Source organism: Halomonas sp. Ps84H-12 (assembly GCF_024124725.1).
GTDB lineage: Bacteria > Pseudomonadota > Gammaproteobacteria > Pseudomonadales > Halomonadaceae > Vreelandella > Vreelandella aquamarina.
Genome location: NZ_JAMXSJ010000014.1, coordinates 56,915 through 83,203, shown reverse-complemented (window position 1 = coordinate 83,203; position 26,289 = coordinate 56,915). Strand labels below are relative to the sequence as shown.

Sequence of the window (26,289 nt, the reverse complement as noted above, 5' to 3'; positions counted from 1 at the left end):
GCGGCGACTGGCGCGGAACTTTATGTTGGGCATGGCACTGTCTGGGTGAATGGCGATAATGGCTATATTGCCATGCAGGTCAGTGGGTTAGAAGTGCTTCCGGGGGGCGGTCTCACGGATTCAGGTTTATAAGTATTGATGACAACGAAGCGGCGAATTTGAAGTTGCTTTGTGATGAGGTTTTCGGGGAAGAAAATTTTATTGCAGAAATAGTTTGGCAGAGGGCATTTTCGCCAAAAAATGATGCAAAATATTTGTCTGATAGCAATGACTATGTGCTTTTATATGCAAAATCAAAAAGATTTTTTAATGTAGGCAGACTTGAACGTACCGAAGCAGCAAATGAGCGTTATAAAAATTTAGATAATGATCCTAGAGGAGTTTGGATATCAGACAATTTGACAGTAAAGACCTACTCAGAAAAATATAACTATCCTATAACTACACCAAGTGGGCGAGTCGTTGAACCTGCAGATGGCAGATGCTGGTCAACAAGTAAAGAAAGAATGCAAGAGCTGATTGAAGATAATAGGATTTGGTTCGGAGCTAATGGAGATAATGTTCCTCGTTTAAAAAGATTTCTAACAGACGTGCAGCAAGGTATGGTTGCCACTACTTTATGGCTTCATGACGAAGTGGGTCATAATCAAGAGGGAAGGCAAGAGTTAAAAGAACTATTTGACGATAAAGGCTATTTTGATGGGCCTAAACCAGTTAGGTTGCTAAAGAGAATTTTAAAAGTGGGGGCTGTTATAGATAATGATATAGTTCTCGATTTCTTCTCAGGGTCAGGCTCTACAGCCCACGCACTAATGGAACTTAACGCTGAAGACGGCGGTAACCGCCAATCCATTAGCGTCCAACTCCCCGAAAAGCTCGAAGAAAATAGCGAGGCTTATAAGGCCGGTTACCGCACAATTGCGGATATTACCCGTGCCCGTATCGAAAAAGTTATCGCCAAGCTAAAAGCCGAACACCCGGAAAAAACGGAAGGGCTGGCCTGTGCGAATTTCACCCTGGCACCCAGCAACTTCAAGGTGTGGAACAGCGATATCAGCGACCCCGGCGCTATTCGCCAACAGCTCGATGCTTTGCAGAATACTGAAAAAGCCCCTGATGAACAGATCGCTATGCTCACCGAGCTACTGCTTAAAAATGGCCTGGGGGCCTTGGGTGTTCATGCAATCAGCAAGCCGCGCAAGTTGGCTTGCGGCATTACCGTTCACCGCGTGTTAAGAGAAGATGACCGCTACCTGTGGCTATGCTTTGAACCCTATGTTGAGGCCTTGCGCGATGAGATTCTCAGTGCCAGCCCGGCCCAGGTCATCATGCTCAATTCCTGTTTTGTGGGGGCGCAAGGTGATGAACAGCTGAGTAACCTGCAGCTTGATTTGGCCGCGCAGGATATCAGCCTGCTGGTAATTTAAGGAGCTTGATATGTCACACAAGATGACGCTGCAGTTTACTCATCAGGCCTACCAGGAGCGTGCGGTGCAGTCGGTCGTGCAGGTGTTTGACGGCCAGCCGCTGGCCACCGGGGAGTTTGAACTGGTCAGTTCCACTGCCAGCGTGAACTACGCCGGGGATGGTAGTATTGGCAATTCGTTGGTGCTCACCGAACAGCAGGTGCTGGAAAATGTGCACAAGGTGCAGGCCAGCAACGGCATTGAAACCGTTGCCACGCTGCAGGCCGACCGCTGGACCGTCAAGAGCGATGAGGGGCAGGTAAGCGACGAGTTTTGCCCACACTTAACCATCGAGATGGAAACCGGTACCGGCAAAACCTACACCTTTATTCGCACCATGTATGAATTGAATAAGGTGTACGGCTTCAAGAAGTTTGTTGTGGTAGTGCCCAGCGTAGCAATCCGTGAAGGCACCATGAAAAACCTGGAAGTCACCCGCAGCCACTTCGCCGCTGACTATGCCAACGTGCCCTGTCTACCAATGCTCTACGACAGTAATCGGCCTAATGACTTACGCCATTTTGCTCAAAGCGATGCGTTGAGCGTGCTGGTGATCAATATCGACAGTTTTTCCAAAGATATTGATGATAGCAACGCCACCAAGAAAAAAAGCATCAATAAAATCAACCAGAAAGGCGAAAGAGCCTTCGCGCCGATTGAGTACATCAAAGCGGTCAAACCGATTGTGATTGTCGATGAGCCGCAGAACTTTGAAACGGATATTCGCCGTAAAGCCATACGCAATCTCAACCCGTTATGCACTTTGCGCTATTCGGCCACTCATAAAAACCCCTATAACCTACTGTATAAACTAGACCCGGTGCAGGCCTATGACCTGGGGCTGGTCAAGCAGATTGAAGTGGATGGTGTTGAGTCGGATCAAAGTCAGAATCAGGCGTTTATAGAGCTGGTTGCCATTGAACAAAAGGCCAAATCATTAACTGCCAAGGTGGTGATAGACGTTAATGAAAAAACCGGCGTTAAGCGAAAAAGCGTGAGCCTCAAGGTAGGCGATGACCTCTATAAAAAATCCAAGTACCGTGAAGTCTATGCGGATGGGTTCATTCTTAATGAATTTTTAAGCGATACCGAAATTGAGTTCAATAAAAACGGTGTCCTGCGCCTGAACGAACAGCGGGGCGGCCTAAGTGATGATGTGATGCGCTTTCAGATCGAACGCACCGTGGCCGCGCACTTTGCCAAGCTGAAAAAAGTCAAGGAAAGCGGCATTAAAGTGCTCAGCCTGTTCTTTATTGACAAGGTCGCCAATTACCGCGCTTATGATGATGAAGGCAATGCCGTACCCGGCAAGTTTGCCCAGTGGTTTGAAGAGGCTTTCGAAAAGTACGCCGCCAAGGCGCACTATAAAGATTTGATTCCTTACTCTGCCAGCGAGGTACATAACGGCTACTTCTCAGGCGATAAAAAAGGCAAAGGGGCCGCCGCCAAAAAAATATGGGTGGATAGCACCGAGCGCGGTTCTAAAAAGGATGATGATACTTATACCTTGATCATGCAGGACAAAGAGCGGTTGTTAGATATGGCAGAGCCGCTGCAGTTTATTTTTAGCCATTCGGCCCTGCGGGAAGGCTGGGATAACCCCAATGTGTTCCAGATCTGCACCCTGAACGAAACCCAGAGCCAGTTGAAAAAGCGCCAGGAAATTGGCCGTGGCTTGCGCCTTGCGGTGAACCAACAGGGGGAACGGATACACGACAAAAGCATCAATGTGCTCACGGTGATTCCCAATGAAAGCTACGAGGTGTTTGCCCGCACTCTGCAGCAGGAAATTGAAGACGAAACCGATGTCAGCTTCAAAGGCCGGGTGAAAAATGCCCGCGCCAAGGCGCGTGTACAGCGCAAGGCGCTGAGTGCTGAAGACGAGGCGCTTTTCAAGGCGATCTGGCAGCGCATCAATTACCAGACCCGCTACAGCGTGACGCTGGATACGCCTGAGCTGATTGAAAAATGCGTGAAAGTTTTAACGGATACTAACCAGTATCCTAAAGTTCAGGCTCCTAAGGTGCGCTCTCGCAAAGCCAAGCTGCACATGAATGAGGAAGGTATTCAGGGTGTGGAAACCGGTATTGATGAAAGCAACGCCAGTTACCAAAACGTGCCGGTACCGGATGTTTACGCCTACATTCAAAACCGTGTGCATCTGACGCGCTCCACCTTATTTGCGATTCTTGACCAGTCCAATCGCTTGGATGAGCTGCTGATCAACCCCCAGGCGTTTCTGGATACCGTGGTTGCCGCGATTAAAACTGAGCTTCAAGCGCTGCTGGTGAAAGGCATTGAGTACCATGAAATCAACGGCAAACGCTACGAGATGACACTGTTTGATGAGCCTGTAGAAACCTACCTGAGCAGCGTCTACCCGCAAACCCGCGATGATGTAACCACCCCCTTGAACAAAACTCTGCTGGAAGCCCAACCGCTAGAGAGCGATACTCAAGACCCTAAGGGCGACGCTTTCAGCTGTGTAATGAGCGACAGCGAGGTAGAAAACACCTTTGCCCATGAGTGTTCGCTCGACCCACGCGTCAGGTTCTTCTTCAAGCTGCCGGGCAAGTTCAAAATTGCCACCCCGCTGGGCACCTACAACCCTGATTGGGCAGTAGTGTTTGAAAACGAAGAACGCGTCTACTTTGTTGCAGAAACCAAATCCAGCACGGTCAAAGCCGATCTGCGCCGCAACGAACGCTTGAAGATCGAATGCGGACACAGGCACTTCAACCTTGCCGATGATGTGGTTTTCAAGGAAGTCAGCAGTTTGAGCGGCTTGGTGGCTCAGTAGCGCATATTGGAAGGGCGCTGGATATGTTCAAAAGCCTGACCCAAAAGCGCCCTGGTAGTCTGCCAAGGCGCTGTGCTTACTTACTTTTTATCCTAACGCTTCTTGCGCACCGGTTTTTTATCACTGCTTGCTGGCTCGGCGCTATCGGCTTTGCGTGCGCTGGTGGGAAAGTGGGCACGCACCAGCTCAAGCAGCCCCTGCGTAGAAGCGTCGAAGTCGGCGGCGTTGGCGTCGATGCGCTCGCTGATTTCACCGGCGATGCGCTTGCCTAGCTGTACGCCCCACTGGTCGAACGAGTTGATGTTCCAGATTACGCCCTGAACGAACACCTTGTGCTCGTAGAGCGCAATCAGCGCGCCCAGGTTTTTCGGCGTTAGCTCGTCGAGCAGCAGGGTGCTGGAGGGACGGTTGCCGGGGCAGCTATAGGGGTCGAGCTGGCTAAGCTCTTTGCTGTCGCCTTGGCTGCCTTCCATAAAGGCGTTGGCTTGGGCCAGCATGTTGGTCAGCAGGGCGAAGTGGTGGTCTTCCACGCCCGGTTCCGGCTTGAGCGAAGCGATAAAATCGATGGGCACATAGCGGGTGCCCTGGTGCAGCAGCTGGAAGAAGGCGTGCTGGCCGTTGGAGCCGGTTTGGCCCCACACAATCGGGCCGGTTTTGTAGTTCACCGGGTGGCCGAAAATATCCACCGACTTGCCGTTAGACTCCATATCCAACTGCTGCAGGAAGGAGGGCAACTGGTTCAGCGCTTGGTCGTAGGGCACGATGGCCTGGGTCTCGGCGCCGATAAAGTTGATGTACCAGATGCCGATCAGCGCCATAAGGACCGGCATGTTTTGAGCGAAAGGCGCTTCGATAAAGTGCCGGTCCATCTCATGGGCACCTTCCAGCAGCTCGATAAAACCTTCAAAGCCAATCGAGAGCGCAATCGGTAAGCCGATGGAAGACCACATGGAGTAGCGGCCGCCCACCCAGGCCCAAAACTCGAACACGTTCTCTTCGCGAATACCGAACTCCATCGCCGCTTTGCGGTTGGTGGAAGCGGCAATAAAGTGCGCGCCCACGTCGGCGTCTTCGCCAGCGTTCTCCAGGAACCAGCGCCGCGCAGTCTTGGCGTTGAGCAGGGTCTCCTGGGTGGAGAAGGTTTTCGTAGAGACGATAAACAGCGTGGTGGCGGGGTCGAGCCGTGAGAGCACTTTCTGAATATGGGTGCCGTCCACGTTGGAAACGAAGTGGAAGTGCAGCTCCGGGTGGCGATACTTCAACAGCGCACGCACCGCCATGTTGGGGCCGAGGTCCGAGCCGCCAATGCCGATATTGACCACGTCTTTAATGCGCTGGCCGTTATAGCCTTTCCACTCGCCGCTACGCACCGCTTCTGAGAACAGCTTGATCTGCTCGCGGGTGCGGGTGATTTCGGGCATCACGTCTTCGCCATCCACATACACCGGCTCATCGCCAAGATGGCGTAGCGCGGTGTGGAGTACCGGACGGTTCTCGGTCACGTTGATAATGTCGCCAGAAAACATTTGGGCGCGGCGCTGTACCAGGGCGGAGTGGTCGGCTAGCTCAATCAGTTTGGCCAGCACTTCATCCGACACCTGATGCTTGGAGTAATCTAGAAAGAGGCCGCCGACGCGGAGGCTCATTTTTTCGAAGCGCTGCGGGTCACTCGTAAAGTAATCACGAATGCGGTCATTGGCGGTTTTATCGCGCAGGCGCTCTAGGGCCTGCCAAGTAACGCTGCGAGTGAGTTGAAACATAACGGGCGGTCCTGTTGTTTTTACATCTGTTTTACATCGTTATCGCTAACGGGGCGTGTCCGCCCCCCTGGCGTCGCTGTTATTTATGTAAAAATACTACATATTGCGCGCGTGAGAACAACAGCTAGCGAAAAATGGTTAATAAAACAGCGGGGTGGTGGTCGTTTTGAATGTCTGACTAAAAAACAAAAGGGCGAGATTGCCTCGCCCTTAGTGTGCCGCTTTTAGCTGGCAACGGCTACTTGGGCAGCGCCACGTTTGATAAACGCGTAGCCCAGGCCGGTGATCAAAGAGCCCACCACAATCGCGCCCAGGTAAAGCAGAGCGGGAGTAATGGCGTTAGGAATCAGCAGCACGAAGATGCCGCCATGGGGGGCCATCAGCTTGGCACCCACCAGCATGGAGAGCGCACCCGTGACCGCGCCACCGGCGATACAGGCGGGAATCACGCGCAGCGGGTCTTTCGCCGCGAAGGGAATCGCGCCTTCACTGATAAAGCACAGGCCCAGCACGAACGAGGCTTTACCCGCTTCCCGCTCGGGGGCAGAGAACTTGTTACGCGCCACGAAGCTGGCAATGCCCATACCAATGGCGGGCACCATGCCGGCGGCCATGATCGCGGCCATTGGGCCGTAGGTTTCAGAGGCCAACAAGCCGACGCCAAAGGTGTAGGCCGCTTTGTTGACCGGGCCACCCAGGTCAAAGCACATCATGGCTCCGAGCAGAATGCCCAGCAGCACGGCATTGGTCGAGCCCATGGACTCCAAAAAGCTGGTGAGCGCGCTCAGCACGGCAGCCACCGGCTCGCCAATCACGTAGATCATCGTCAGGCCGGTGACCAAGCTGGCAATCAGCGGGATGATCAGAATCGGTTTGAGCGACTCAACGCTGGAAGGCAGTTTCACGTAGCGCGTGACGGCGAGGGCCACGTAGCCCGCCAGGAAACCGGCCAGAATACCGCCGATAAACCCAGAGCCAATCTCGGCGGCGAGCATACCGCCAATCATGCCGGGGGCAATACCGGGGCGGTCGGCGATGGAGTAGGCGATGTAGCCCGCCAGAACGGGAATCATCAGCGCGAAGGCCGTGCCGCCACCAATCTGCATTAGCGCAGCGGCCAGGGTGCCCTCTTCCTGGAACGCTTCGATACCGAACACGAACGAGAGGGCTATTAACAAGCCACCCGCCACCACCATGGGCAGCATAAAGGAAACACCGGTCAGCAGGTGTTTATAGACGCCTTTCTCTTTCATGCCTTTTTTGGCGGTGGCGCTGCTGCTGGCGGCGCTGGTGTCATCTTCAACAGCGGCATCGGTGAAGGCAGCCTCCAGGGTCGGGCGCGGCTTTTTCAGCGCGTTGCCGGTAGAGGTGCGATAAACCCGTTTACCCGCAAAGCGTGACGGGTCCACTTCGATGTCGCAGGCCAATACGACCACGTCCGCGTCGGCGATTTCCGCTTCCGTGAGTTTGTTTTGCGCGCCCACCGAGCCTTGGGTTTCCACGCGAATCTGGTGGCCCATGGCCTTACCCGCTTCGGCCAGCGCTTCGGCGGCCATAAAGGTGTGGGCAACACCGGTGGGGCAGGCGGTGACGGCAACGATTTTTTTGCCGCCCGCACTGTTAGTCGGGGCAGCCGCTGTGGCTGCTGGGGCACTGTAGATCGGCGCTTCCCGCTTAGCTTGGCTTAAGAAGGCGCTGGGGTCGGGCAGGGCGCTGGCAATGGGGGCCTGGAACAGCCGCTTGCCCTCGAAACGCTCTGGGGCGGGCACGTGGTCGGCGGCCACGACGATCAAATCGGCGTTAGCAATCTGCTCGGCGCTGGCGGCTTGCAGTGGCGCAATCTCGCCGTGCATCTCTACATGAACGTTCCAGCCCAGCCGCCTGGCGGCTTGCTCTAGGCGCTTGGCGGCCAGGAACGTGGTCGCCATGCCGCTGGGGCAGGCGGTAATCAGGATTAGGTTCATCGCGTGGCTCCCTCGGTGTGGGTGTCGTCAAGACGCCGTACCCGGGTCTGTTGTTGGAGTGAGTCAAAATCATCGGCGTGGGAAGTGCCTACGCCAACATGGCGTACCGCTTCGGCAGAAAGCGCCGTGGCGAAACGAAGCGTATCGACGGGTGTATGCTGGCTCAGCAGTCCATGCAGCATGCCCGCCACAAAGGTGTCGCCCGCGCAAACGGTATTGGTGGCAGTGACGGTCGGTGGCGTGGATTGCCAAGTGCCGTGCTGGCTCACCCATAAAACGCCTTCAGCACCCGCTGAAATCAGCGCGTGTTCGATGCCGCTGGCGTGCAGCCGCTCGGCGGCGGCTTGGCGCTGCTGTTCGGTATCGAGCGCGCTTCCTGCCCAGTCGGCCAGCTCGGTTTCGTTGGGTTTTACGGCGGCAGGCTGCGCGGCAATCGCCGTGAGCAGTGCCGGGCCGCTGGTATCCACCCACAGCGGCACCCCGAAACCTTTCAGGAAGGCAAGCAGCTCGCCAAACGCGGGTTGGTCGATGCCGGGAGGCAGGCTGCCTGCGATCACCACAGCCTCAGGCGGCGCGCTACCTTCAAACAGGCCGCTTAACGTGGTGCGTAAAGCCTCCAGATGGGCGGCTTCAATGGGCATGCCGGGGCTGTTGATATCGGTCACCCGACCGCTCTGCTCGGCCAGTTTGGCATTGATGCGCGTGTTGCCCGGCACCCGCACAAAGGCATCTTCAACGCCGTAACGGGGGAAGGCGAGGCTGAACGGGGCGTCGTTCTCTTCGCCCAAGAAGCCGCTGACGATCACCTCGTGACCTAAACTTGCCAACACCCGCGCGACGTTCACACCTTTACCTGCGGCTTCCAGCTGCGCGCCGGTGGGGCGGTTGACATGCCCCAGCGTCAGCGCATCCAGGTTGAAGGCGAGATCCAGCGCGGGGTTGAGCGTAATACAGACCACGCGTGCCATTAGCGGGCCTCCAGGGCGTCGCGGACTTCATCGCTAGTGGCTTTGCTCAGCGCTAACTGGGCGCTGGCCTGGGCTTGGGCAAGATCAAACTCGCGCAGGCGGGCTTTGACCAGCGGGATTTGGCGTGCGCTGACGGAGAGTTCATCGACACCTAAGCCCACCAGAACCGGTACGGCCATGGCATCAGAAGCCAGCTCGCCGCAAACACCGACCCATTTGCCGTGAGCGTGGGCGGCTTCGACGGTCATTTGGATCAACCGCAGTACCGCTGGGTGCAGGCCATCGGCTTGGGCGGATAGCTCTGGGTGGCCGCGATCAATCGCGAGGGTGTACTGGGTTAAATCGTTGGTACCCACTGAGAAGAAGTCGACCTCGGCGGCCAGCGTCGGTGCTAGCAAGGCGCTGGAGGGCACCTCAATCATCACGCCAAGCTGTACATCGGTGGCGCGCTGCTGGGGGGAGATCTCGTTGAGCAGGCGGTCATAAATCGCCTTCGCCGCGCGGAACTCGGCCACGTCTTTAACCATCGGCAGCATGATGCGTAGCGGTTTGCCGACGGCGGCCATCAGCAGTGCGCGAATCTGGGTTTCCAGCACTTCTGGTTGGGTCAGCGCTAGACGAATGCCGCGCAGGCCGAGGAAGGGGTTGTCTTCCTGGGGCACCGGCCAGTAGGGCAGCGGCTTGTCGCCGCCGACGTCCAGGGTGCGGGCGACGAGCGGGCGGCCGTCGAGGGCATCGGTGGCTTCACGGTACTCGGCGATTTGCGTGGCGAGATCCGGCGCGCTGGAGTAGGCCATAAACAGGAACTCGGTGCGCAAAAGGCCGACCCCTTCCGCGCCGCGCTCTACCGCATCGGCGGCGTGGGCGGTGTTGCCCAGGTTGGCGGCAACCTCAACCCGGTGGCCGTCGCGAGTTTGCGCCTGCTCGAAGCGTAGCTCCCAGGCGTCCGCTTCACGCTGCTGCTGGTCGAGCAGCAGCTGCTCGGCGCGGCGCAGGCGCTCCTCGGAAGGCTGCGAGGTCACGCGGCCGCGCTCGCCATCCAGAATCATCATGCCGCCGTTGTGTAGCGCCATGACCGCTTCACCGGCACCTACTACCGCAGGAATGCCAAGTGCGCGAGCCAGAATCGCGCTGTGGGCGGTGGCGCCGCCGCGCACGGTCAGCAGGCCACGCACGCGGGAGGTATCCAGGCGGGCCACATCGGAGGGGCCGATATCGTCCATCACCAAAATATAGGGGTGCTCGGGCGGCTCGGGCAGGCTGACGTCGCAAAGCACGCCGAGCACGCGGCGGCCGACATCGCGCAGGTCGGCGGCGCGTTCGGCCAGCAGCCGGTCGGCCAGCATCTCTTGGGCGTGGGCGGCGGTGTCGATAGCTTCCCACCAGCCCGCTTCCGCCGAGCGGCTTTCGCGGATGGCGTCAATCGCCGCCTGGTGCAGTTCGGGGTCGTCGAGCATCTCTTCGTGCATGGAGAGAATGTCGGCGACTTCGCCGCCGGGCGCTTTGTGTACCAGCGCCTGAAGCTGGGCAGCCCCTTCTTTCAGCGCTGCCTCCAGGCGGGCGATCTCGTCGTCGGGCTGATTGGCGTGCTCAGGATAGTCGAACTGCATCGGACGAATGACGAACACCGGCGCAATCGCCAAGCCTGGCGAGGCTGCTACACCGGTGTGCGGCGTGTCAGCGGCCAGCGGCTCAACGGCGGGCTTACTGGTGCTAGCGGCTGGGGCCGCGTCGCGACCGCCATCGAAGGGCGTGACTTTCTCACCCAAGCCACTCTCGACGGCGGCGGCAATGGCGTCTAACGCGGCGCTTGCCTGTTCGCCCTCGGCAGAGAAGATCAGCCATTGGCCACGGCGTGCACCCAGGCCAATCACTTTGGTCAAGCTGGCAGCAGATACCGTGGTGGCGCTGCCCTCTTCCAGGCGTACGTTGATGGGCATGGGCTGGGCACGAGCGATCTGTACCAGCTGTTTGGCCGGGCGGGCGTGCAGGCCGTGGGGGTTCAGAACGCGCACGCGGCGGGTTTGGGTGCTGGCGGTTTCACCGGCCAGCGCTGCCAGCAGTTGGGCGCTATTTTTGCCCACAAAGCTGTCGCTTTCGCCGTTCTCTAGTACCGCCATCAACTGTTCGAGCAGCGGCCGGTGGGCGTCGCCGCTGGCGGCCAGGCAGAACAGCGCATGAACCGGATGGCCGCCGTGTTCGATGGTGCCATCGGCGGGGGTCGCCACGCCTAGTGCGGGCTGGTTCACCCCTTGGGCGTGGCTTGAAAGCCATAGGCCTTTGCCCAACCACTGGGGCTGGGCGCTCGCCACGGCACTAATAAAACCGTTATCCACGCAGCCGCTTTGACGCAGCCGCGCTGCCGCCGCCAGGGCCAGCTCCTGCGGGTCGCGGGCGGGAAAGTTAACACATAGCGTATCGGCATCCAGACGCGGCGCTAAGGACGGCTTCGAGAGCAGGCGCGCAACATCGGCGGCGGAGCTGGCGCGGGCTAATTCGGTTGCTACGCCGTCGCGGTCGAGAACGTGGGTAAGCTGGCGCAGAATATCTAGGTGCTCGTCGTTTTGTGCCGCAATGGTGACCAGCACATGTACGGTGTGGCCGTCGTGCCACTGCACCCCTTTAGGGAACTGCAGCACCCGTACGCCGGTACGTTTGACGTGATGGCGGCTTTCTGGAGTGCCGTGGGGAATGGCAATGGCGTTGCCTAGGTACGTTGAGGACTGCGCTTCGCGGGCGTGGAGGCCATCGCGATACTCGGCCGCAACCAAGCCAGCCTCTGCCAGAGCGTTGGCGGCGCTGTCGAGCGCAGCTTGCCAGTTGTCCGCGTGGCGGTCGAGCAAGATGTCATCGGGGCCGAGTGTCAACATAGGGGTCTCCTGTAAACGCGGTCAGGCAACGGCAACGTCTGCGATTGGCGGCGAAAGTGCGCGCATAAAACGTTAGTCGTAGATCGTTAAGGTTAGCTGGATGAATCGTGTCACCTGTGGTTAGTTGGCTATGCTGAATCGATTCACTTTTTGGCACAAGGGTTGTTTCTTTAGACTTTTGTCTGAAGAGGGTAAAACGGCTGCTAAACTGCCGTCTTCATTTAGGGAGAAACCAGCATGACACTTGCCGATATTGCCCGGCTCGCCGGGGTTTCGCGCACCACGGCAAGCTATGTAATCAACGGCCAGGCTGAACAGCGGCGCATTAGTTCAGCTACCATCGATAAAGTGATGGCTGTGGTGCGTCAGCACCGCTATCACATTGACCCCCAGGCAGCCGCGCTGCGCCGGGGCGCTAGCCGGTTGATCGGTTTGATCGTGCCGGATTTGGAAAACATCAGCTACGCGCGCCTCGCCAAACGCCTGGAACGCGGTGCTCGCGAGCGCGGCTACCAGCTGTTGGTGGTGAGTTCCGATGACTGCGCGGATAGTGAGCGCACGCTGGCCTTGGCGCTGCGTGCCCAGCGCTGTGAGGTGCTGATTACCGCCAGCTGCCTGCCGGAAAACGACACCTTTTATACGGATTTGGCCGACGAAGGCTGGAGCGTCGTTGGGATGGACCGGGGCCTGACCCCCGAGCGTTTTGCCAGCGTGGTGAGCAATGACCAAAAGGCGGCTTACGCGCTGACGCGCTCGGTGATGGATGGCTCAACACGGCGCATTGCCTGGTTGGATGCCATGCCCGAACTCTCGGTGAGTCGTGAGCGGCGTGCGGGCTTTTTTGCCGCGCTGGAAGGGACGGGGGTTGAAGCCGTTACCTTTAGCGGTGGGCGCTACGAGCGGGATGTGGGCGTTGAACTGGCGCAACAGCTCTTTGCTGCAGGCGAGGTAGATGCGCTGGTCACGGCCTCCTACGCGCTCATGGAAGGTGTGTTTGATGAGCTGCTTGCCCAGGGGGGGCTGCCGGAGACGCTGCGGTTAGCCACTTTTGGTGACCACCGCCTGTTAGATTTTCTGCCCCAGCCGGTTAATTCGGCGCTGCAGGATTATGACCGCATCGCCGAGCTGACGCTTCAGTGCGCACTGGGCGCGATGAATGGAAGCTACCAATGCGGGCAGCAGGTGGTCGCGCGCCGCCTGCGTACTCGCTGAGCGCAGGCGGCGCGCGGTTTATACCGTGCGTGCCTGTGCCCAGGCGTTGGCGTCTGGAATCGACATATCATATCGTTCGCTAAGATAGGGCGAGGAGAGCAGAAAGTCGGCGCTGGCCGCATTACAGGCCACCGGCACGTTCCATAGCGCGGCAAGGCGCAGCAGCGCTTTCACATCCGGGTCGTGGGGCTGCGGTGCAAAGGGGTCCCAAAAGAAGATCAGCACGTCGAGCTGCTGCTCGGCGATACGCGCCCCGATCTGCTGGTCGCCGCCTAGCGGCCCGCTCATTAAGCCTTCCACTTCTAGCCCCAGGGCGGTTTTCAGCCGCCCTGCGGTAGTGCCTGTGCCAATCAGCGTGTGCTGGCTGAGTGTGTCTTGCCAGCGCGTCGCCCACTCCAGCATCTCGGTTTTTTTGCCATCGTGGGCAATCAGCGCAATACGCTTGCGCGGTTGCAGCGTGCGCACGGCTTGGCGGGGTGGGCGGGCATCGTTCATGGCATGGCTCTCCTGGTCATTCGATTGTTATTCATCGTCCGTCGAGACGGTTATTCATTCGGCGTCGACGGCCAGTACTTTCATGGTATTGGTGCCGCCGTGGGCATTCATATGGTCGCCGCGAGTAAGAATGACATGCTCACCTGGGCGTGCCAATCCATGGGCCTTCAGCAGTTTGATGGCTTCATGGTTCACCTCGGTGGCCTCCATGTGCGTCGTATCGAATGGAATCGAGACTACGCCACGGTAGAGCGCCATGCGCCGTTGGGCGATGGGGCTGTGAGCCAAGCCGACAATCGGCAAGCCAGAGCGGATGCGCGAGGCAATCAGCGGCGTGTAGCCGGTGGAGGTCATGCAGGCAATGGCGCGTACGCCGGTCAGATGGTTGGCGGCGTACATAGCGGAGAGTGCGATGGTTTCATCGATCCGCTCGAAGCCTTCATGGATGCGGTGGCCGGAGGCTTGAGCAATGCGCTCCCGCTCGGCACCCAGGCAGACGCGGTCCATGGCTTCGATGGTCTCCACCGGATAGTCGCCTGCCGCCGTTTCCGCAGAGAGCATGACCGCATCGGTGGCGTCGAGCACGGCGTTAGCCACGTCGAAGACTTCCGCACGGGTAGGGAGCGGCGATTCGATCATCGACTCCATCATCTGCGTAGCCGTAATCACCGCACGATTTAGTGAGCGAGCATGCTTGATAATGCGCTTTTGCGTGCCGATCAGCGCTTCATCGCCAATCTCTACGCCCAGGTCGCCACGGGCGACCATCACCGCTTCTGACGCTTCAATGATGGCGTCTAAGGTTTCATCGTTGGCTACGGCTTCTGCGCGTTCCAGTTTAGCGACCAAGCCAATCTCTTTGCCTTCCTCGCCCAGCAGCGCGCGGGCTTCTTGCATATCGGCGGCGTGACGCGGGAAGGAGACGGCTAAATAGTCCACGCCAATCTCAATGGCTGTTTTCAGGTCCTGCTTATCTTTGTCGGTGAGGGCCGGTGCCGACAGGCCGCCGCCCTGTTTGTTAATACCCTTGTTGTTAGACAGCTTGCCACCCACGTGAACTTGGGTGTGAACTTCCTGCCCAACAATAGAGGTGACATCCAGCACGACGCGGCCGTCATCCAGCAGCAGGCGGTCGCCGGGTGAAACGTCATCTACCAGCGCTTTGTAGTCGCAGCCAACCCGTTCGGCGGTGCCGCTATTGGCATCCATGGCCATATCGAGCACAAACGCTTGGCCGATGTCTAAGTGGATAGCGCCTTCTTTGAAGCGGGAAATGCGAATTTTAGGGCCTTGCAAGTCGCCCAGTGCTGCTACGCTGCGGCCTAAGCGCTGAGCAATCTCGCGCACTTCGGTGAGGCGGCGGCGATGATCATCGGCAGAGCCGTGGGAGAAATTCAGCCGCACCACGTCAACGCCCGCTTTTAGCATGGCTTCCAACACCCCGGGGCGGTCACTGGCTGGGCCAAGCGTGGCGACGATTTTGGTACGACGAAGGGGGGTTGGGGACGTTGCGCGTGTCATAGTGGTACTCCTAATGAGCAGCGTGGGCTGAACATAGTCTATAAAAAGGGCTGATGAATCGTTGATTAAGTATTGGACTACGATAGCCTTTATATAGTAATTTTACTACATGTTGGATAGTTATTAGCCTTTAGGGGCGGTTATGGCAGGTTTTAATCGGCCTATAGGTGACTAAATACGTATTTTTAGTAATTTTTTTACTGGATACGCCATCTACGACCACTGCTTGATTGAGGTGCTACCATGACAATAAGAGTTGCCATTAACGGATTTGGACGGATTGGCCGTAACGTACTGCGTGCGCTGTACGAAAATGGCTACCGTGATCGCGTTCAGGTGGTTGCGATTAACGATCTGGGCGACCCTTCCCTAAACTCCCATCTGCTGCGCCACGATACCGTTCACGGCCATTTCCCATTTGCGGTCGAGCACGATGCAGAGAGCATCAGCGTGGATGGGGATCGTATTGTGATCTCTTCTGAGCGCGATCCGGCCAACCTGCCCTGGGCCTCTATGAATATTGACCTCGTCATGGAGTGTACCGGTCTGTTTACCAAGCGCGAAGCGGCGGCCAAGCATATTGCTGCAGGCGCAAAGCGCGTACTGATTTCTGCGCCTAGCCCGGATGCGGATGCCACTATCGTTTACGGTGTGAATGACGACATTTTGACCGCCGAGCACACCGTGGTATCAAATGCTTCCTGCACCACCAACTGCTTGGCTCCGGTCGCTAAAGCGCTGAACGATGCAGTCGGTATCGAAAACGGCCTGATGACTACCGTTCACGCTTACACCAACGACCAGAACCTGTCGGATGTGTATCACTCCGATCCCTACCGTGCGCGTAGTGCCACCCACTCCATGATTCCGACCAAAACCGGCGCGGCGGCAGCCGTGGGTTTGGTACTGCCGGAGCTAGCGGGTAAGTTCGATGGCCTGGCCGTGCGCGTGCCGGTGATCAACGTTTCTCTGGTGGATCTAACCTTTACTGCGGGTCGTGATACCACCAAAGAAGAGATCAACGCGATTGTCGAGAAAGCCGCCGCAAACTCCCCGGTCTTGGCCGTCAACGCCCAGCCGCTGGTGTCTATCGACTTCAATCACGATGCGCACTCGTCTACCTTTGACGCTAACCATACTCGCGTTAATGGTCGTCTGGTGAAGATCATGGCGTGGTACGACAACGAGTGGGGCTTCTCCAATCGTATGTTGGATACCGCCATCGCCATGCAGAAAACCGCCAAATAACTCCTGTTTGATCTTTAAGGGCAGGTATCGCCCAGCAGCAGCTCGGTTTTGAGCAGCTGCTGGGTTTTTGGTATTCGGCCTAAAATCATTTTGGCTGCCACACGTCCTTTACCTGCGCTGTCCTGGCGTACGGTGGTTAAGCGTGGCGCCCGGTACTGCCCTTCGGCAATGCCGTCAAAGCCGGTAATTCGTAACTCCCCTGGGACGTGAATGCCTCGCTGCTCTGCTAGCGTTAGCGCAGTGAGTGCAATTCGGTCTGACATGCATAGCAGTAGATCTGGACGCTGCTCAGCGGGCAGATCGATGATCTCGGTAATCACCGGCGAGCACACGTCAAACACGTTCTCTTCAATATTCCACAGCGGAACCTGTTCGGTATCAAAGCCATGCTCAGTGAGCGCGGCATGAAAACCGGCCAGGCGCGCACGGCTTATCGTGCTGCTGTCGGGCAGCATCGTGTGCTCTTTGGTCACCCGGCCATTGCAGTGCTCTTTAGTTAAACGCAGGTTGATAATGGCAGGCCGAAGAGGGCGCTGCTTAAGCGCATGGGTTGCCATCGCGTAGCTGGCATCACGATCATCGATGTGCACGGTAGGGCTGCCGTCGATATCGAAGTCTACCGACACCAAAGGGCGTTGAGAGGACAGTTCGTTCAGCAGTTTATTGTTGGGCATCAGCCCGTAAACGATAAATCCATCGGCGATATTAGCCGAGCCGGGTGGCTGGGAAGCATGGCCTCGGCCCGGTAATAACAGCATGGTATGGCCGTGGGCATCCAGCACTTCAGCCACGCCAGAGAGAAACTCACTGGCCACGGCATCGTTCAGGCTGTAAGTCAGGCTTTCGGCCAGAATCACCGCCACGATGCTGGAGCGTCCGGTGCGCAGGCTGCGTGCTTTGGCGTCGGGTCCACTATACCCCAGCCGCTTAGCTTCCTTAAGAATGCGGTCGCGCAGTAGCGGGGAGAGCTGGTCGGGTCGGTTAAAGGCGTTGGAAATCGTCGCGGTTGAGACGCCGAGTTCGAGCGCAAGATCCTTTAGGGTCATTCGGCGAGGGGCGGTCACGGTGCTTCCTAAACAGGTGAAGAACGTTAGCGGAGAGGGTGCGTGCCTGACACATATACAGCGCAGGCTAATTATTAACTTGTAGTGCACAAGAATAACGGCCTTGATGGTGTGACGACTACACTCTTTGGGAAGACGTTTCACCCAGCCAAGGCCGTGATGGGGCTTTCTAGCAGTATTTAAGCTGCTGTGCGTGTAGCAGAGAGGATTAACGCGGCCCCGCTTTCGTCGAACAGATGTACATGCTCGGTATCCGGTACCAGCGATACCTGCTGGCCCTCTTGCCACTGGCTGGGCGCTTCGCTGCGATGGATCAGCAAGGTAGAGCCCTCTTTCGGCTCCAGATACACGTAGACTTCGTTACCCAGGTATTCAACGTTGACGATATCAAAGCAGTTATCGCCCTGAGGCGCTTCCAGGCGAAGGTGCTCGGGGCGCACGCCAAGTGTGAGCGAGGAGCCTTTCGAGTAAGCGTCGCCCGCTTGGGGCAGCGATACTTCTCCCACTCCCGCCGCTTTCACTCGGCAGCCGTCGGCGGTGCCGCTCAGTAGCTCGGCGGGCATAAAGTTCATGGTGGGTGAGCCAATAAAGCCGGCTACGAATTTAGTGGCCGGACGCTGGTACTTTTGCAGCGCTGGCTCCATGGCGGCCCAGAACGCACCCATTTCAGGAATGTTGGGCATCGGCATGCCCACTTCGGCGTTTTCCAGCGTAGCGGCAATGTTGGGGTTATCCGCCAGCTCCGCCTGATAGTTGATATGGGCAACCGCACCCAGCGAACCATCGCTGTTGAAGGTGCGCATACCCTCTTCGCTGAGCAGGTAGTTCTCTAAAAACTCCACCGCCAGGAAGTCGTTGGGCGTGGCGGAGTTGATCATCGCGGCCGTCACGCCAAACATCGGTCGGGCGCGCTCGTCGCCTACCCGGGGCAGCAGCGCCACGCCATAATCGATGCCGCTGCGCTCCAGGTTGGGCCACGCCCAGGGGCCGCTGATCATGGTGGCTACTTCGCCTTGGTTGAAGCGGGTATCCATCAGGTTGTAGTCGGTGCCCCGGGGCACTACGCCGCTATCGATCAGCTCCACCAGCAGCTCGGCCCCCTGTAGGGCACCGGCATTGTTGACCCCAATGTCGCTGACATCATAGCCGCTATCGGTTTGCTTGAACGGGTAACCGCCGTTGGCGGCCAGCAGGGTCCAGCCATAATAGGGCTCGCTGTAGTCGAACAGGATGGCCTTTTTACCCTCGGGGGCCAGGGTGGCGTCCAGTTCGATCAGTTCGGCAAAGCTCTCGGGGGGTGTTTCCACCAGCGCTTTGTTGTAAATCAGCCCAAGGGATTCCACGGAAATCGGGTAGGCATAGGTATCGCCGTTCCACAGCGCGGCTTCCCAGGTGAAGTCGTAGAACGCTTCACGGAAGCTGTCGCTGGGTGCAATCGGTTTGAGTAGGCCGCTCTGTGCCCATTCACCCATGCGGTCGTGGGCCCAAATCACGATATCCGGCCCTTGGCCGCTGCCTGCCGCCTGCTGGAAGCGGTCGGTCAGGTTGTCCGGAAACACGACTTCCACTTCGATGCCGGTCTCTTCTAAGAACTGGTCGGCGACCGCGCGGATGCCTTCCTGGCCTTTATTGTCGCCCATCCAGATGGTTAAACGGTCATCCTCAAAGGCGAAGGCGGGGAGTGTGGCGGTGGCTGCTAGCGTAGCGGCGAGCAGCGGCGTGAAAAATGGACGAACCATTGCCATGATGTACATACCTCGTTGTGACGTTGTTGTTGTCGGGCGCGTTCTCACATGACGCGCTTTGTTCACGGTCAGCGTCGCTAATTACGCACAAGGCCACCTCCTCCTTGGGGAGAGGAGGGGTGGCGTATCCAAGGGGCGTAGACTGACACTCCCCGCCCGCCGCGCTTCGCGCTTTGGGCGAGGGTTCTGAGATCACCCCCAGAACCTTCCTGCTTCCACACGCCTTCACTAGATAGCAGCTAGGCCGCTGCCCTCCGCTCCGGTCGCTCCACAGGCTAACCCCGCCAGCCCGGCGGTTTGTATATTCCTGGCCGCGTTGATGTCGCGGTCAATGGGATAGCCGCAGCTTTCGCAGTGCCAGTGACGTTGCGACAGCGGCAGTTTCTCAACCTTGTAGCCACAGCCATGACACCGCTTGCTGCTGGGGAACCACTGGCTCACTTTCACCAGTTGGCGCCCCGCCCAGGCGGCCTTGTATTCCAGTTGCCGGACGAACTCACCCCACCCAGCATCGCTAATGGATTTAGAAAGCCGTCTATTCTTGATCATACCAATGATATTAAGTGACTCGACGCACAGGACTTGGTTTTCGTTAATGAGTGCGCGGGTCGCTTTGTGGGTAGCGTCACGGCGACAGTCGGCGATCTTGGCATGTAGCCGTGCCACTTTCCAACGGTGTTTGTTGCGGTTGTTTGAACCTGTCTGTTTTTTCGCCAACCGGCGCTGCAAGCAGGCCAGCTTCGCCTCGTAGCGTTTCAGATGACGCGGATTGCCCGATTTTGCGCCGTCACTGGTAATGAACAAATCGCTCAAGCCGAGGTCAATGCCGACCGTTTTGCGCGTGACCGGAAGCGCTTTTGGCACGAAATCACACAGGCAACTGATGAAGTAGCGTCCAGCACGATCGCGTGAAATCGTGATGGTAGAGGGTGCAGAGGGTAGTGACCGGCTCCATCGGATGGGTAACGGCGTCTTCGCTTTTGCGATAGTGATCTCACCATCCCGATAGCGGAACGCGGCCTTGGTCAGCCGGATCGACTGCCGGCAATCCTTGCGCTTGAAACGTGGGTAGCGCGCCTTGAGCTTTGGGTTGAAGAAGTTGTCGAAGGCGGCTTTCTGGTCGCGGAGCGTTTGCTGCAGGATCACGCTGGAAACATCCCGCAACCACGGAAACTCCGCCTTTAAGCCCACCAGTCGCTTTTCCGCCGATGAGTGCGAGACCGATTCACCGCGCTGCTGATACGCCTCGGTGCGATAGGCCAGGGTATTATTCCAGACAAAACGGGCACACCCGAACGACTGCGCCAACAGCTCAGCCTGTTCGGAGGTGGGGTAGAACCGTTCTTTGTAGGCACGCTTTGTCATGCTGTATAAATATCAGGGTAATGAGGCGAAGTCAATCTGGCACCGCTACGCGGTGCGCGCTTGTATCACCGCCCGACTGGGCGATGCTTTACGCGCTGTTTGGTAAAACCCACCGGAAAGGGCAGCAGGCGACAATATTTTGTAGTAAAATTACACGAATTATTGCGTATAGTGCCTCATATAAGATAGATTTTAGGTAATCTAACTACATTAGATGACCTAATTATAAATAGGAGCTGAGATGAGCCAGTCACATGCCCCGCTGGGCGATCCGAATCACGCTATTGATTTAGCGCTTTTTGGGGCGCTAGGCGACCTTGCCATGCGCAAGCTGTTTCCTGCGCTGTATCATCTTGACCGCGAAGGCTTAATGCCCGAAAGCACGCGGATCATGGGGCTGGCGCGTCAGGAACACGACACTGCCGCGTTCCGTCAGCTGGTCAACGGCGCGCTGCAGAAGCGCCTGAAAAAAGAGGAGCAGGACAAGGCAAGCCTTGAACGCTTCCTGAACCGCTTAGAGTATCTCAAGCTCGACTTTGCCACCGCAGAGGGCTACGACGCCATTCGCCAGTGGCGCGAAGGCAGCAAGCGCCCAATGGTGGTCTACCTCTCCGTCGCCGCGCGTATTTATGGCGACATTTGCCGCAATCTCCAGGCCAGCAACAGCCTGGATGACGATACCCGCGTGGTAGTGGAAAAGCCGATTGGTTATGACTTGGCCTCTTCAGAAGAGATCAATGACGCCATCGGTGCCGTGTTCCCTGAATCACGCATTTACCGCATTGACCACTACCTGGGTAAAGAGACGGTTCAAAACCTGATCGCCCTGCGCTTTGCCAACCCGCTGTTTGGCACCCAGTGGAACCAGAACCATATCTCCCACGTCGAGATTACCGTCGCTGAAAAAGTGGGTATTGAAGGCCGCTGGGGCTACTTTGATGATGCGGGCCAGCTGCGCGATATGGTGCAGAACCACCTGCTGCAGCTGTTATGCCTAATCGCCATGGACCCGCCCTCCAACCTGGATGCCGATGCCATTCGCGATGAGAAGGTAAAAGTGCTCAAGGCGCTGAAGCCGTTTACCGGCGAAGCGCTGGGCCGCGACGTGGTGCGTGGCCAGTACATTGCCGGTACCAGCGATGGCCAGGCCGTGCCGGGCTACCTGGAAGAAGAGGGCGCCAACACCCAGAGCCAGACCGAAACCTTCGTGGCCATGAAGACCGAAGTGGCCAACTGGCGCTGGGCGGGCGTGCCGTTCTATCTGCGTACCGGTAAAAGGATGCCGGAGAAACTGTCGCAGATCGTCATTCATTTCCGTCAGCAACCGCACTACATCTTTGATCCGGACCAGCGCGGCATCGCCTCCAACAAGCTGATTATCCGCCTGCAGCCGGAAGAGGGCATTGCCCTTCAGGTACTCACCAAGGATAGCGGCCTGGATAAAGGCATGCGCCTGCGCCCTGGCCCGCTGCACCTGGATTTCAACAGCGCCTTCCCGAAATCGCGTATCCCGGATGCCTACGAGCGTCTGCTGCTAGAAGTCATGAAAGGCCAGCAGTACTTGTTTGTGCGCCGTGATGAAGTGGAGCACGCGTGGCGCTGGTGCGACCAGCTCATCAGCGGCTGGAAAGCACGCGAAACCCCGCCGCGCCGCTACCCGGCAGGCTCTTGGGGGCCGGTCGCCTCGATTGCCATGATTACCCAGGATGGCCGCAGCTGGTACGAGGATTATTGAAATGAGCACTACACGACAAGCGCTGGCCGAGCAGCTGGCTGAAGCCGTTTATCAAGCCCTGGCGGCAGACCTTGCGCACCAGGAGCGTGCCCTGCTGGTGGTATCGGGCGGTTCGACGCCGGTGCCGTTTTTCAAAGCGCTGGCGCAAAAGCCGCTGGCCTGGGCGCGGGTGGACATCACCCTGGCCGATGAACGCTGGGTAGATGAGCAAAGCAGCGACAGCAACGCCAAGCTGGTGCGCGAGAACCTGCTGCAGGGCCCGGCGGCGGCGGCTAACTTCGTGCCGCTCACCTCGGACGCTGGCACCCCGGAAGAGGGCGTGGCAGCGGTGGCAGAAGCGACGGCAGGACTTGCCTGGCCCGCGAGCGTCGTCATTTTAGGCATGGGCGGCGATGGCCACACGGCCTCGCTGTTCCCCGATAGCCAAGAGCTGGGCCTAGCGCTTTCTACCGATGAGCCGCTGGTTGCCGTGCGCACCCCCAGCCAGCCGCAGCCGCGTATTACCTTCTCGGCGGACCGCCTGCATCAGGCGAAGCGCCACATTCTACATATCACCGGCGACGATAAGCGTGCCGTATTGGCCAACGCCATGGGTGGCGACGACGTTCGTACATTGCCCATCCGCGCTTTCTTATCTTGCCCGCTGGCGATCTATTGGGCGCCCTAATAAACCGCCTTCGCCAATAACAAATTGCTTGGAGACTCACTGATGACCATCGATAAACAGCTTCCCTCAACGCGCACCGCCGAGCTAGACAGCATCTGCCTAAAAGCCGAAGTGATCCCGGTGATCACCATCGAGCGCCTGGAAGACGCCGTGCCGCTGGGCCGAGCTCTGGTCGAAGGCGGCCTGAGCGTTCTGGAAATTACCCTGCGTACCGACTGCGCCCTGGAAGCCATCAAGCGCATGAAAGAGGCGCTACCGGGTGCCAGCATTGGGGTCGGCACCGTGCTGACGCCCGCGCAATATCGCCAAGCCGAGCAAGTCGGCGCTGATTTCGTCGTTACGCCAGGTGCCACCGACGCGCTTTACCGCTACGGCGTCGAGAGCCCCGTGCCCATGCTGCCGGGCGTTTCTACCATTTCCGAGCTGATGACCGGCTGGCAGTACGGCTACCGCCGCTTCAAATTCTTCCCCGCGGAGTCCAGCGGCGGTGCCAAGGCAATCAAGGCGTTCGGTGCGCCGATCCCGGAAGCGCGTTTCTGCCCCACGGGCGGCATCACCGTGGACAATGCCGAATCCTACCTCTCGCTGCCCAACGTGATGTGCGTCGGCGGCTCCTGGCTGACCCCGAAAGCCATGGTCGACGCCGAAGATTGGGACGGCATCCGCGAACTGGCCCGCCAAGCAGCGGAGCGTTTCCACCACTAAACGGTTCCACCACTTATGTAAAACACAGTACCGAGCACTCTCGTCACTTGCCTCACTGATGTCGGGTCGTGTGAGCAAGACGTTTGCCCGAGCATGTCGCCATGCTCGGGCTTTTTTACGTCTACACCTAAAGGGGATACTTCCGTTAGTTAATAGGCGTGATACGCTAACTTAAACGATTAAGTTGACCGATTAAGTTAAGGTTTTAAGCATGACGTTAGCGGATTTTGAGCCTCAGCATCCTGCGCTGCATTTTACTCCCCCGATGGGGTGGATGAACGACCCCAATGGGCTAGTGTTTTTTGAAGGCGAGTACCATCTGTTTTATCAGTTCCACCCGTTCAGTACCGTCTGGGGGCCAATGCACTGGGGGCATGCGGTCAGCCGTGACCTGTGCCACTGGCAGCATTTGCCCATTGCGCTGGCGCCCAACGAAGACGGCGCCTGCTTTTCGGGTAGTGCCGTGGTCGATGAGCACGATATGACGGGGCTGTTCGAGGGCCAGCCGGGGCTCGTGGCGTTTTACACCTGCCATAAGGTGCTCTCCGATGACCCACAGGATTACCAGCAGTCCCAGTGCCTGGCGTATAGCCGCGACAGGGGCCGCAGCTGGCAGCGTTACGAGGGGAATCCGGTTCTGCCACCGCCTGGGTTTAAAGATTTCCGCGACCCTAAAGTGGTTTGGCATGGCCCTAGCCAGCGCTGGGTGATGGCGCTGGCCTGTGGGCAGGAGATTCACTTCTATACCTCCCATAACCTGCTGGCGTGGCAGTTTGCCAGCGCCTTTGGGGCGGGCGAGGGCGCGCATACTCAGCACCCCTGGGAGTGTCCGGATCTGTTTGAGCTGCCGGTGGACGGCGCAGGACCAAATGAGCCCGCCACCCGCTGGGTGCTGGTGGTGGGCATTGGCGCCACGCCGGATAACCCGTTTGGCTCGTTGACCCAGTACTTCGTGGGTGATTTCGACGGCCAGCGTTTCACCAATGACAACGCTGCCGACGTCGTGCTGATGATGGACGAAGGGCGGGATTTCTACGCGGTGCAGAGCTGGTCGAATACCCCCGGGCGGCAGCTTGCGCTGGCGTGGCTTAACAACTGGCAGTACGCCAACCATGCCCCCGAAACGGGCTGGCGAGGCACCATGAGCCTGCCGCGAGAACTTACCCTGCAAGCGACTTCTCGTGGAGTGCGGTTACATCAGCGTTTTGCTCGCGAAGCAGCTCAAGCGCTCAGTGCCCCAAGCCACATATCGCCTCGCTCGCTTCAAACAGTAGGGGAGCACTGCATCGTCTTGCCAGAGGGCGCGGCGGTTTACGGCCAGCTGACGTTGGCCCTTAAAGCGGGCACGAGGCTAGCGCTATCACTACAGCAGGGCTATCAGCAGCGGCTGTGGCTGACCGCAGGCGAATCAACAACGTCGCTACACTATGAGCGTCAAGGGAGTAACGGTCAGGCCACCTTTGATGAGCACTTTGCCTGCGACCACGCGGCGGGCAGCGTCGATGGGTTAACGGTGACGGTAACGTGGTGGTGCGATCACGGCACGCTGGAAATGTTGGTCGACGGGGCCACCGAACAGCGCAGCATCACTCAGGTTAGCTTTGTCGATCATCGCCGTCAGCCGGTGACGTTGGAAGTCGTCAGTGGGCGGGTGGAGGTGGCAGAAGGGGGCATCCAAAGCGCCGTCGAGTAGCGGCCTCGACGACGCTCAGTGCTAGCCTGCCGAGCTGCGCAGGGCTTCAATATCAGCGTGGGTGGGCAGCGCGGCATACGCGCCGGGGCGGGTGACCGCGTGGGCACCGCAGCGGCAGGCAATGTCCACTGCGCGGGTGAGAAATGCGCTGTCCTGGTGCCAGCTCTCGCTGATGCCGTAGCTTGAAAGCTCCGCGAGCAGGCCGCCAATAAAGGCATCGCCACCGGCGGTGGTGTCCACCGCCGTGACGCTGGGCGGCGTCACGGTTTGGTCAATGCCGATGCCTTTGAGCACCACATTATTGGGGCCGTCAGTAATTACAATCACCTTCACCCCTGCGGCCATGCGCTCGGCTAACCACGCCTCTGGTGGGTGGTCGCCACGCAGGTAGTCCAGCTCTTCGAGAGAGACTTTGACCAGCTCGGCGCTATCGACCAGCTCGGTGACCAGCCAAGGATCTGCCGCACCCTCTGCCCACAGGTTGTGGCGCAGGTTGGCGTCCACGCTCACAAGGCAGCCTGCGCGCTTGGCCATGGCGGCAATCGCGAGGGTGGTCTCGGCAATGTTGGGGTCGGTCAGGCTGTTGCTGCACAGGTGCACGATGGCGGGCTGCTCGAACACGCCGTGGGGAAGGTGTTCCAAACGGTAGAGCAGGTCGGCGGCCGGTGGGCGGTAGAAATCGAAAGTGCGCTCGCCGCTGCTGTCGCGGGAGACAAACGCCAGCGCCGTGCGGGCTTCTTTGGTGAGCACCACGCCCTGGGTATCCACGCCGTGGCTTTTCAGCTCACGAATTAGAAAGTGCCCAAACGTATCGTCACCCACCATGCCCAAAAACTGGCTGGGAACGTTGAGCCGCGCGCAGGCCACCGCCACGTTGGCGGGCGCGCCGCCGGCGTAGGGGGTAAAGGTTTCCTGCCCTGTGTTATCGCCTAACCGGCTAGAGAGCATATCAATCAAGGCTTCACCGAAAGCAATCACCGGTGTCATAGGTCTTTCCTTGTCATTATTGGC

Annotated in this window: 17 protein-coding genes and 1 pseudogene; 8 read left to right on the top strand and 10 right to left on the bottom strand. The window is 58.4% G+C overall.

What is annotated here, in order from left to right:
- Window positions 1-125 precede the first annotated feature (125 nt).
- A pseudogene (locus NH344_RS08960) lies at window positions 126-1,427 on the top strand (site-specific DNA-methyltransferase); the annotation flags it as partial.
- Window positions 1,428-1,437: 10 nt separating this feature from the next.
- Complete coding sequence (locus tag NH344_RS08955) at window positions 1,438-4,266, top strand: DEAD/DEAH box helicase family protein (protein WP_197931381.1); 2,829 nt, start codon at window positions 1,438-1,440, stop codon at window positions 4,264-4,266.
- A 92-nt stretch (window positions 4,267-4,358) separates the two neighbouring features.
- Here the strand turns inward: NH344_RS08955 and pgi are convergent, their stop codons facing one another.
- The 4 genes from pgi to ptsP form a co-directional block, all read right to left on the bottom strand.
- A complete protein-coding gene (pgi, locus tag NH344_RS08950) occupies window positions 4,359-6,026 on the bottom strand; it encodes a glucose-6-phosphate isomerase (RefSeq protein WP_058578331.1) in 1,668 nt (555 codons plus the stop codon).
- A gap of 224 nt (window positions 6,027-6,250) precedes the next feature.
- Window positions 6,251-7,990 carry a PTS fructose-like transporter subunit IIB gene (locus NH344_RS08945; protein WP_253027799.1) on the bottom strand — a complete coding sequence of 580 codons (1,740 nt, stop codon included), beginning with the start codon at window positions 7,988-7,990 and terminating at the stop codon, window positions 6,251-6,253.
- On the bottom strand, window positions 7,987-8,958 hold the full coding sequence (gene pfkB, locus NH344_RS08940; RefSeq protein ID WP_253027798.1) for a 1-phosphofructokinase: 972 nt from the start codon (window positions 8,956-8,958) through the stop codon (window positions 7,987-7,989). Before pfkB ends, NH344_RS08945 begins: the two co-directional genes overlap by 4 nt.
- A complete protein-coding gene (ptsP, locus tag NH344_RS08935) occupies window positions 8,958-11,828 on the bottom strand; it encodes a phosphoenolpyruvate--protein phosphotransferase (protein ID WP_253027797.1) in 2,871 nt (956 codons plus the stop codon). Before ptsP ends, pfkB begins: the two co-directional genes overlap by 1 nt.
- Before the next feature lie 237 nt (window positions 11,829-12,065).
- Between ptsP and cra the strand changes: the two genes are divergently transcribed.
- On the top strand, window positions 12,066-13,040 hold the full coding sequence (cra, locus tag NH344_RS08930) for a catabolite repressor/activator (protein WP_044629388.1): 975 nt from the start codon (window positions 12,066-12,068) through the stop codon (window positions 13,038-13,040).
- 18 nt (window positions 13,041-13,058) lie between these two features.
- On the opposite strand, the gene NH344_RS08925 is transcribed toward cra, so the two are convergent.
- Together NH344_RS08925 and pyk are read right to left on the bottom strand one after the other, a co-directional pair.
- A complete protein-coding gene (locus NH344_RS08925; protein ID WP_044629387.1) occupies window positions 13,059-13,535 on the bottom strand; it encodes a methylglyoxal synthase in 477 nt (158 codons plus the stop codon).
- A 54-nt stretch (window positions 13,536-13,589) separates the two neighbouring features.
- Window positions 13,590-15,056 carry a pyruvate kinase gene (gene pyk, locus NH344_RS08920; protein WP_253027796.1) on the bottom strand — a complete coding sequence of 489 codons (1,467 nt, stop codon included), beginning with the start codon at window positions 15,054-15,056 and terminating at the stop codon, window positions 13,590-13,592.
- Between the two features lie 243 nt (window positions 15,057-15,299).
- On the opposite strand from pyk, the gene gap reads away from it, so the two are divergent.
- Entirely contained in the window at window positions 15,300-16,304 is a 1,005-nt protein-coding gene (gap, locus tag NH344_RS08915; protein WP_044629385.1) for a type I glyceraldehyde-3-phosphate dehydrogenase, read from the top strand.
- Window positions 16,305-16,318: 14 nt separating this feature from the next.
- Here gap and NH344_RS08910 read toward each other — a convergent pair whose 3' ends face one another.
- From NH344_RS08910 to NH344_RS08900, 3 genes are all read right to left on the bottom strand, one after another.
- On the bottom strand, window positions 16,319-17,368 hold the full coding sequence (locus NH344_RS08910) for a LacI family DNA-binding transcriptional regulator (RefSeq protein ID WP_228168883.1): 1,050 nt from the start codon (window positions 17,366-17,368) through the stop codon (window positions 16,319-16,321).
- 179 nt (window positions 17,369-17,547) lie between these two features.
- On the bottom strand, window positions 17,548-19,113 hold the full coding sequence (gene malE, locus NH344_RS08905) for a maltose/maltodextrin ABC transporter substrate-binding protein MalE (RefSeq protein ID WP_253027795.1): 1,566 nt from the start codon (window positions 19,111-19,113) through the stop codon (window positions 17,548-17,550).
- 228 nt (window positions 19,114-19,341) lie between these two features.
- On the bottom strand, window positions 19,342-20,478 hold the full coding sequence (locus tag NH344_RS08900; protein WP_044630674.1) for an RNA-guided endonuclease TnpB family protein: 1,137 nt from the start codon (window positions 20,476-20,478) through the stop codon (window positions 19,342-19,344).
- Between the two features lie 241 nt (window positions 20,479-20,719).
- Between NH344_RS08900 and zwf the strand changes: the two genes are divergently transcribed.
- From zwf to NH344_RS08880, 4 genes are all read left to right on the top strand, one after another.
- A complete protein-coding gene (gene zwf, locus NH344_RS08895) occupies window positions 20,720-22,213 on the top strand; it encodes a glucose-6-phosphate dehydrogenase (RefSeq protein ID WP_253027794.1) in 1,494 nt (497 codons plus the stop codon).
- 1 nt (window position 22,214) lies between these two features.
- Entirely contained in the window at window positions 22,215-22,880 is a 666-nt protein-coding gene (gene pgl / locus NH344_RS08890; RefSeq protein ID WP_062374539.1) for a 6-phosphogluconolactonase, read from the top strand.
- 42 nt (window positions 22,881-22,922) lie between these two features.
- Window positions 22,923-23,585: a bifunctional 4-hydroxy-2-oxoglutarate aldolase/2-dehydro-3-deoxy-phosphogluconate aldolase gene (locus NH344_RS08885; protein WP_062374538.1), complete on the top strand. Its 663-nt coding sequence runs from the start codon at window positions 22,923-22,925 to the stop codon at window positions 23,583-23,585.
- A gap of 211 nt (window positions 23,586-23,796) precedes the next feature.
- Window positions 23,797-25,278, top strand: a complete 1,482-nt coding sequence (locus NH344_RS08880; RefSeq protein WP_253027793.1) for a glycoside hydrolase family 32 protein — start codon at window positions 23,797-23,799, stop codon at window positions 25,276-25,278.
- A 21-nt stretch (window positions 25,279-25,299) separates the two neighbouring features.
- On the opposite strand, the gene NH344_RS08875 is transcribed toward NH344_RS08880, so the two are convergent.
- Complete coding sequence (locus NH344_RS08875; protein ID WP_253027792.1) at window positions 25,300-26,265, bottom strand: carbohydrate kinase; 966 nt, start codon at window positions 26,263-26,265, stop codon at window positions 25,300-25,302.
- Window positions 26,266-26,289: the final 24 nt, after the last annotated feature.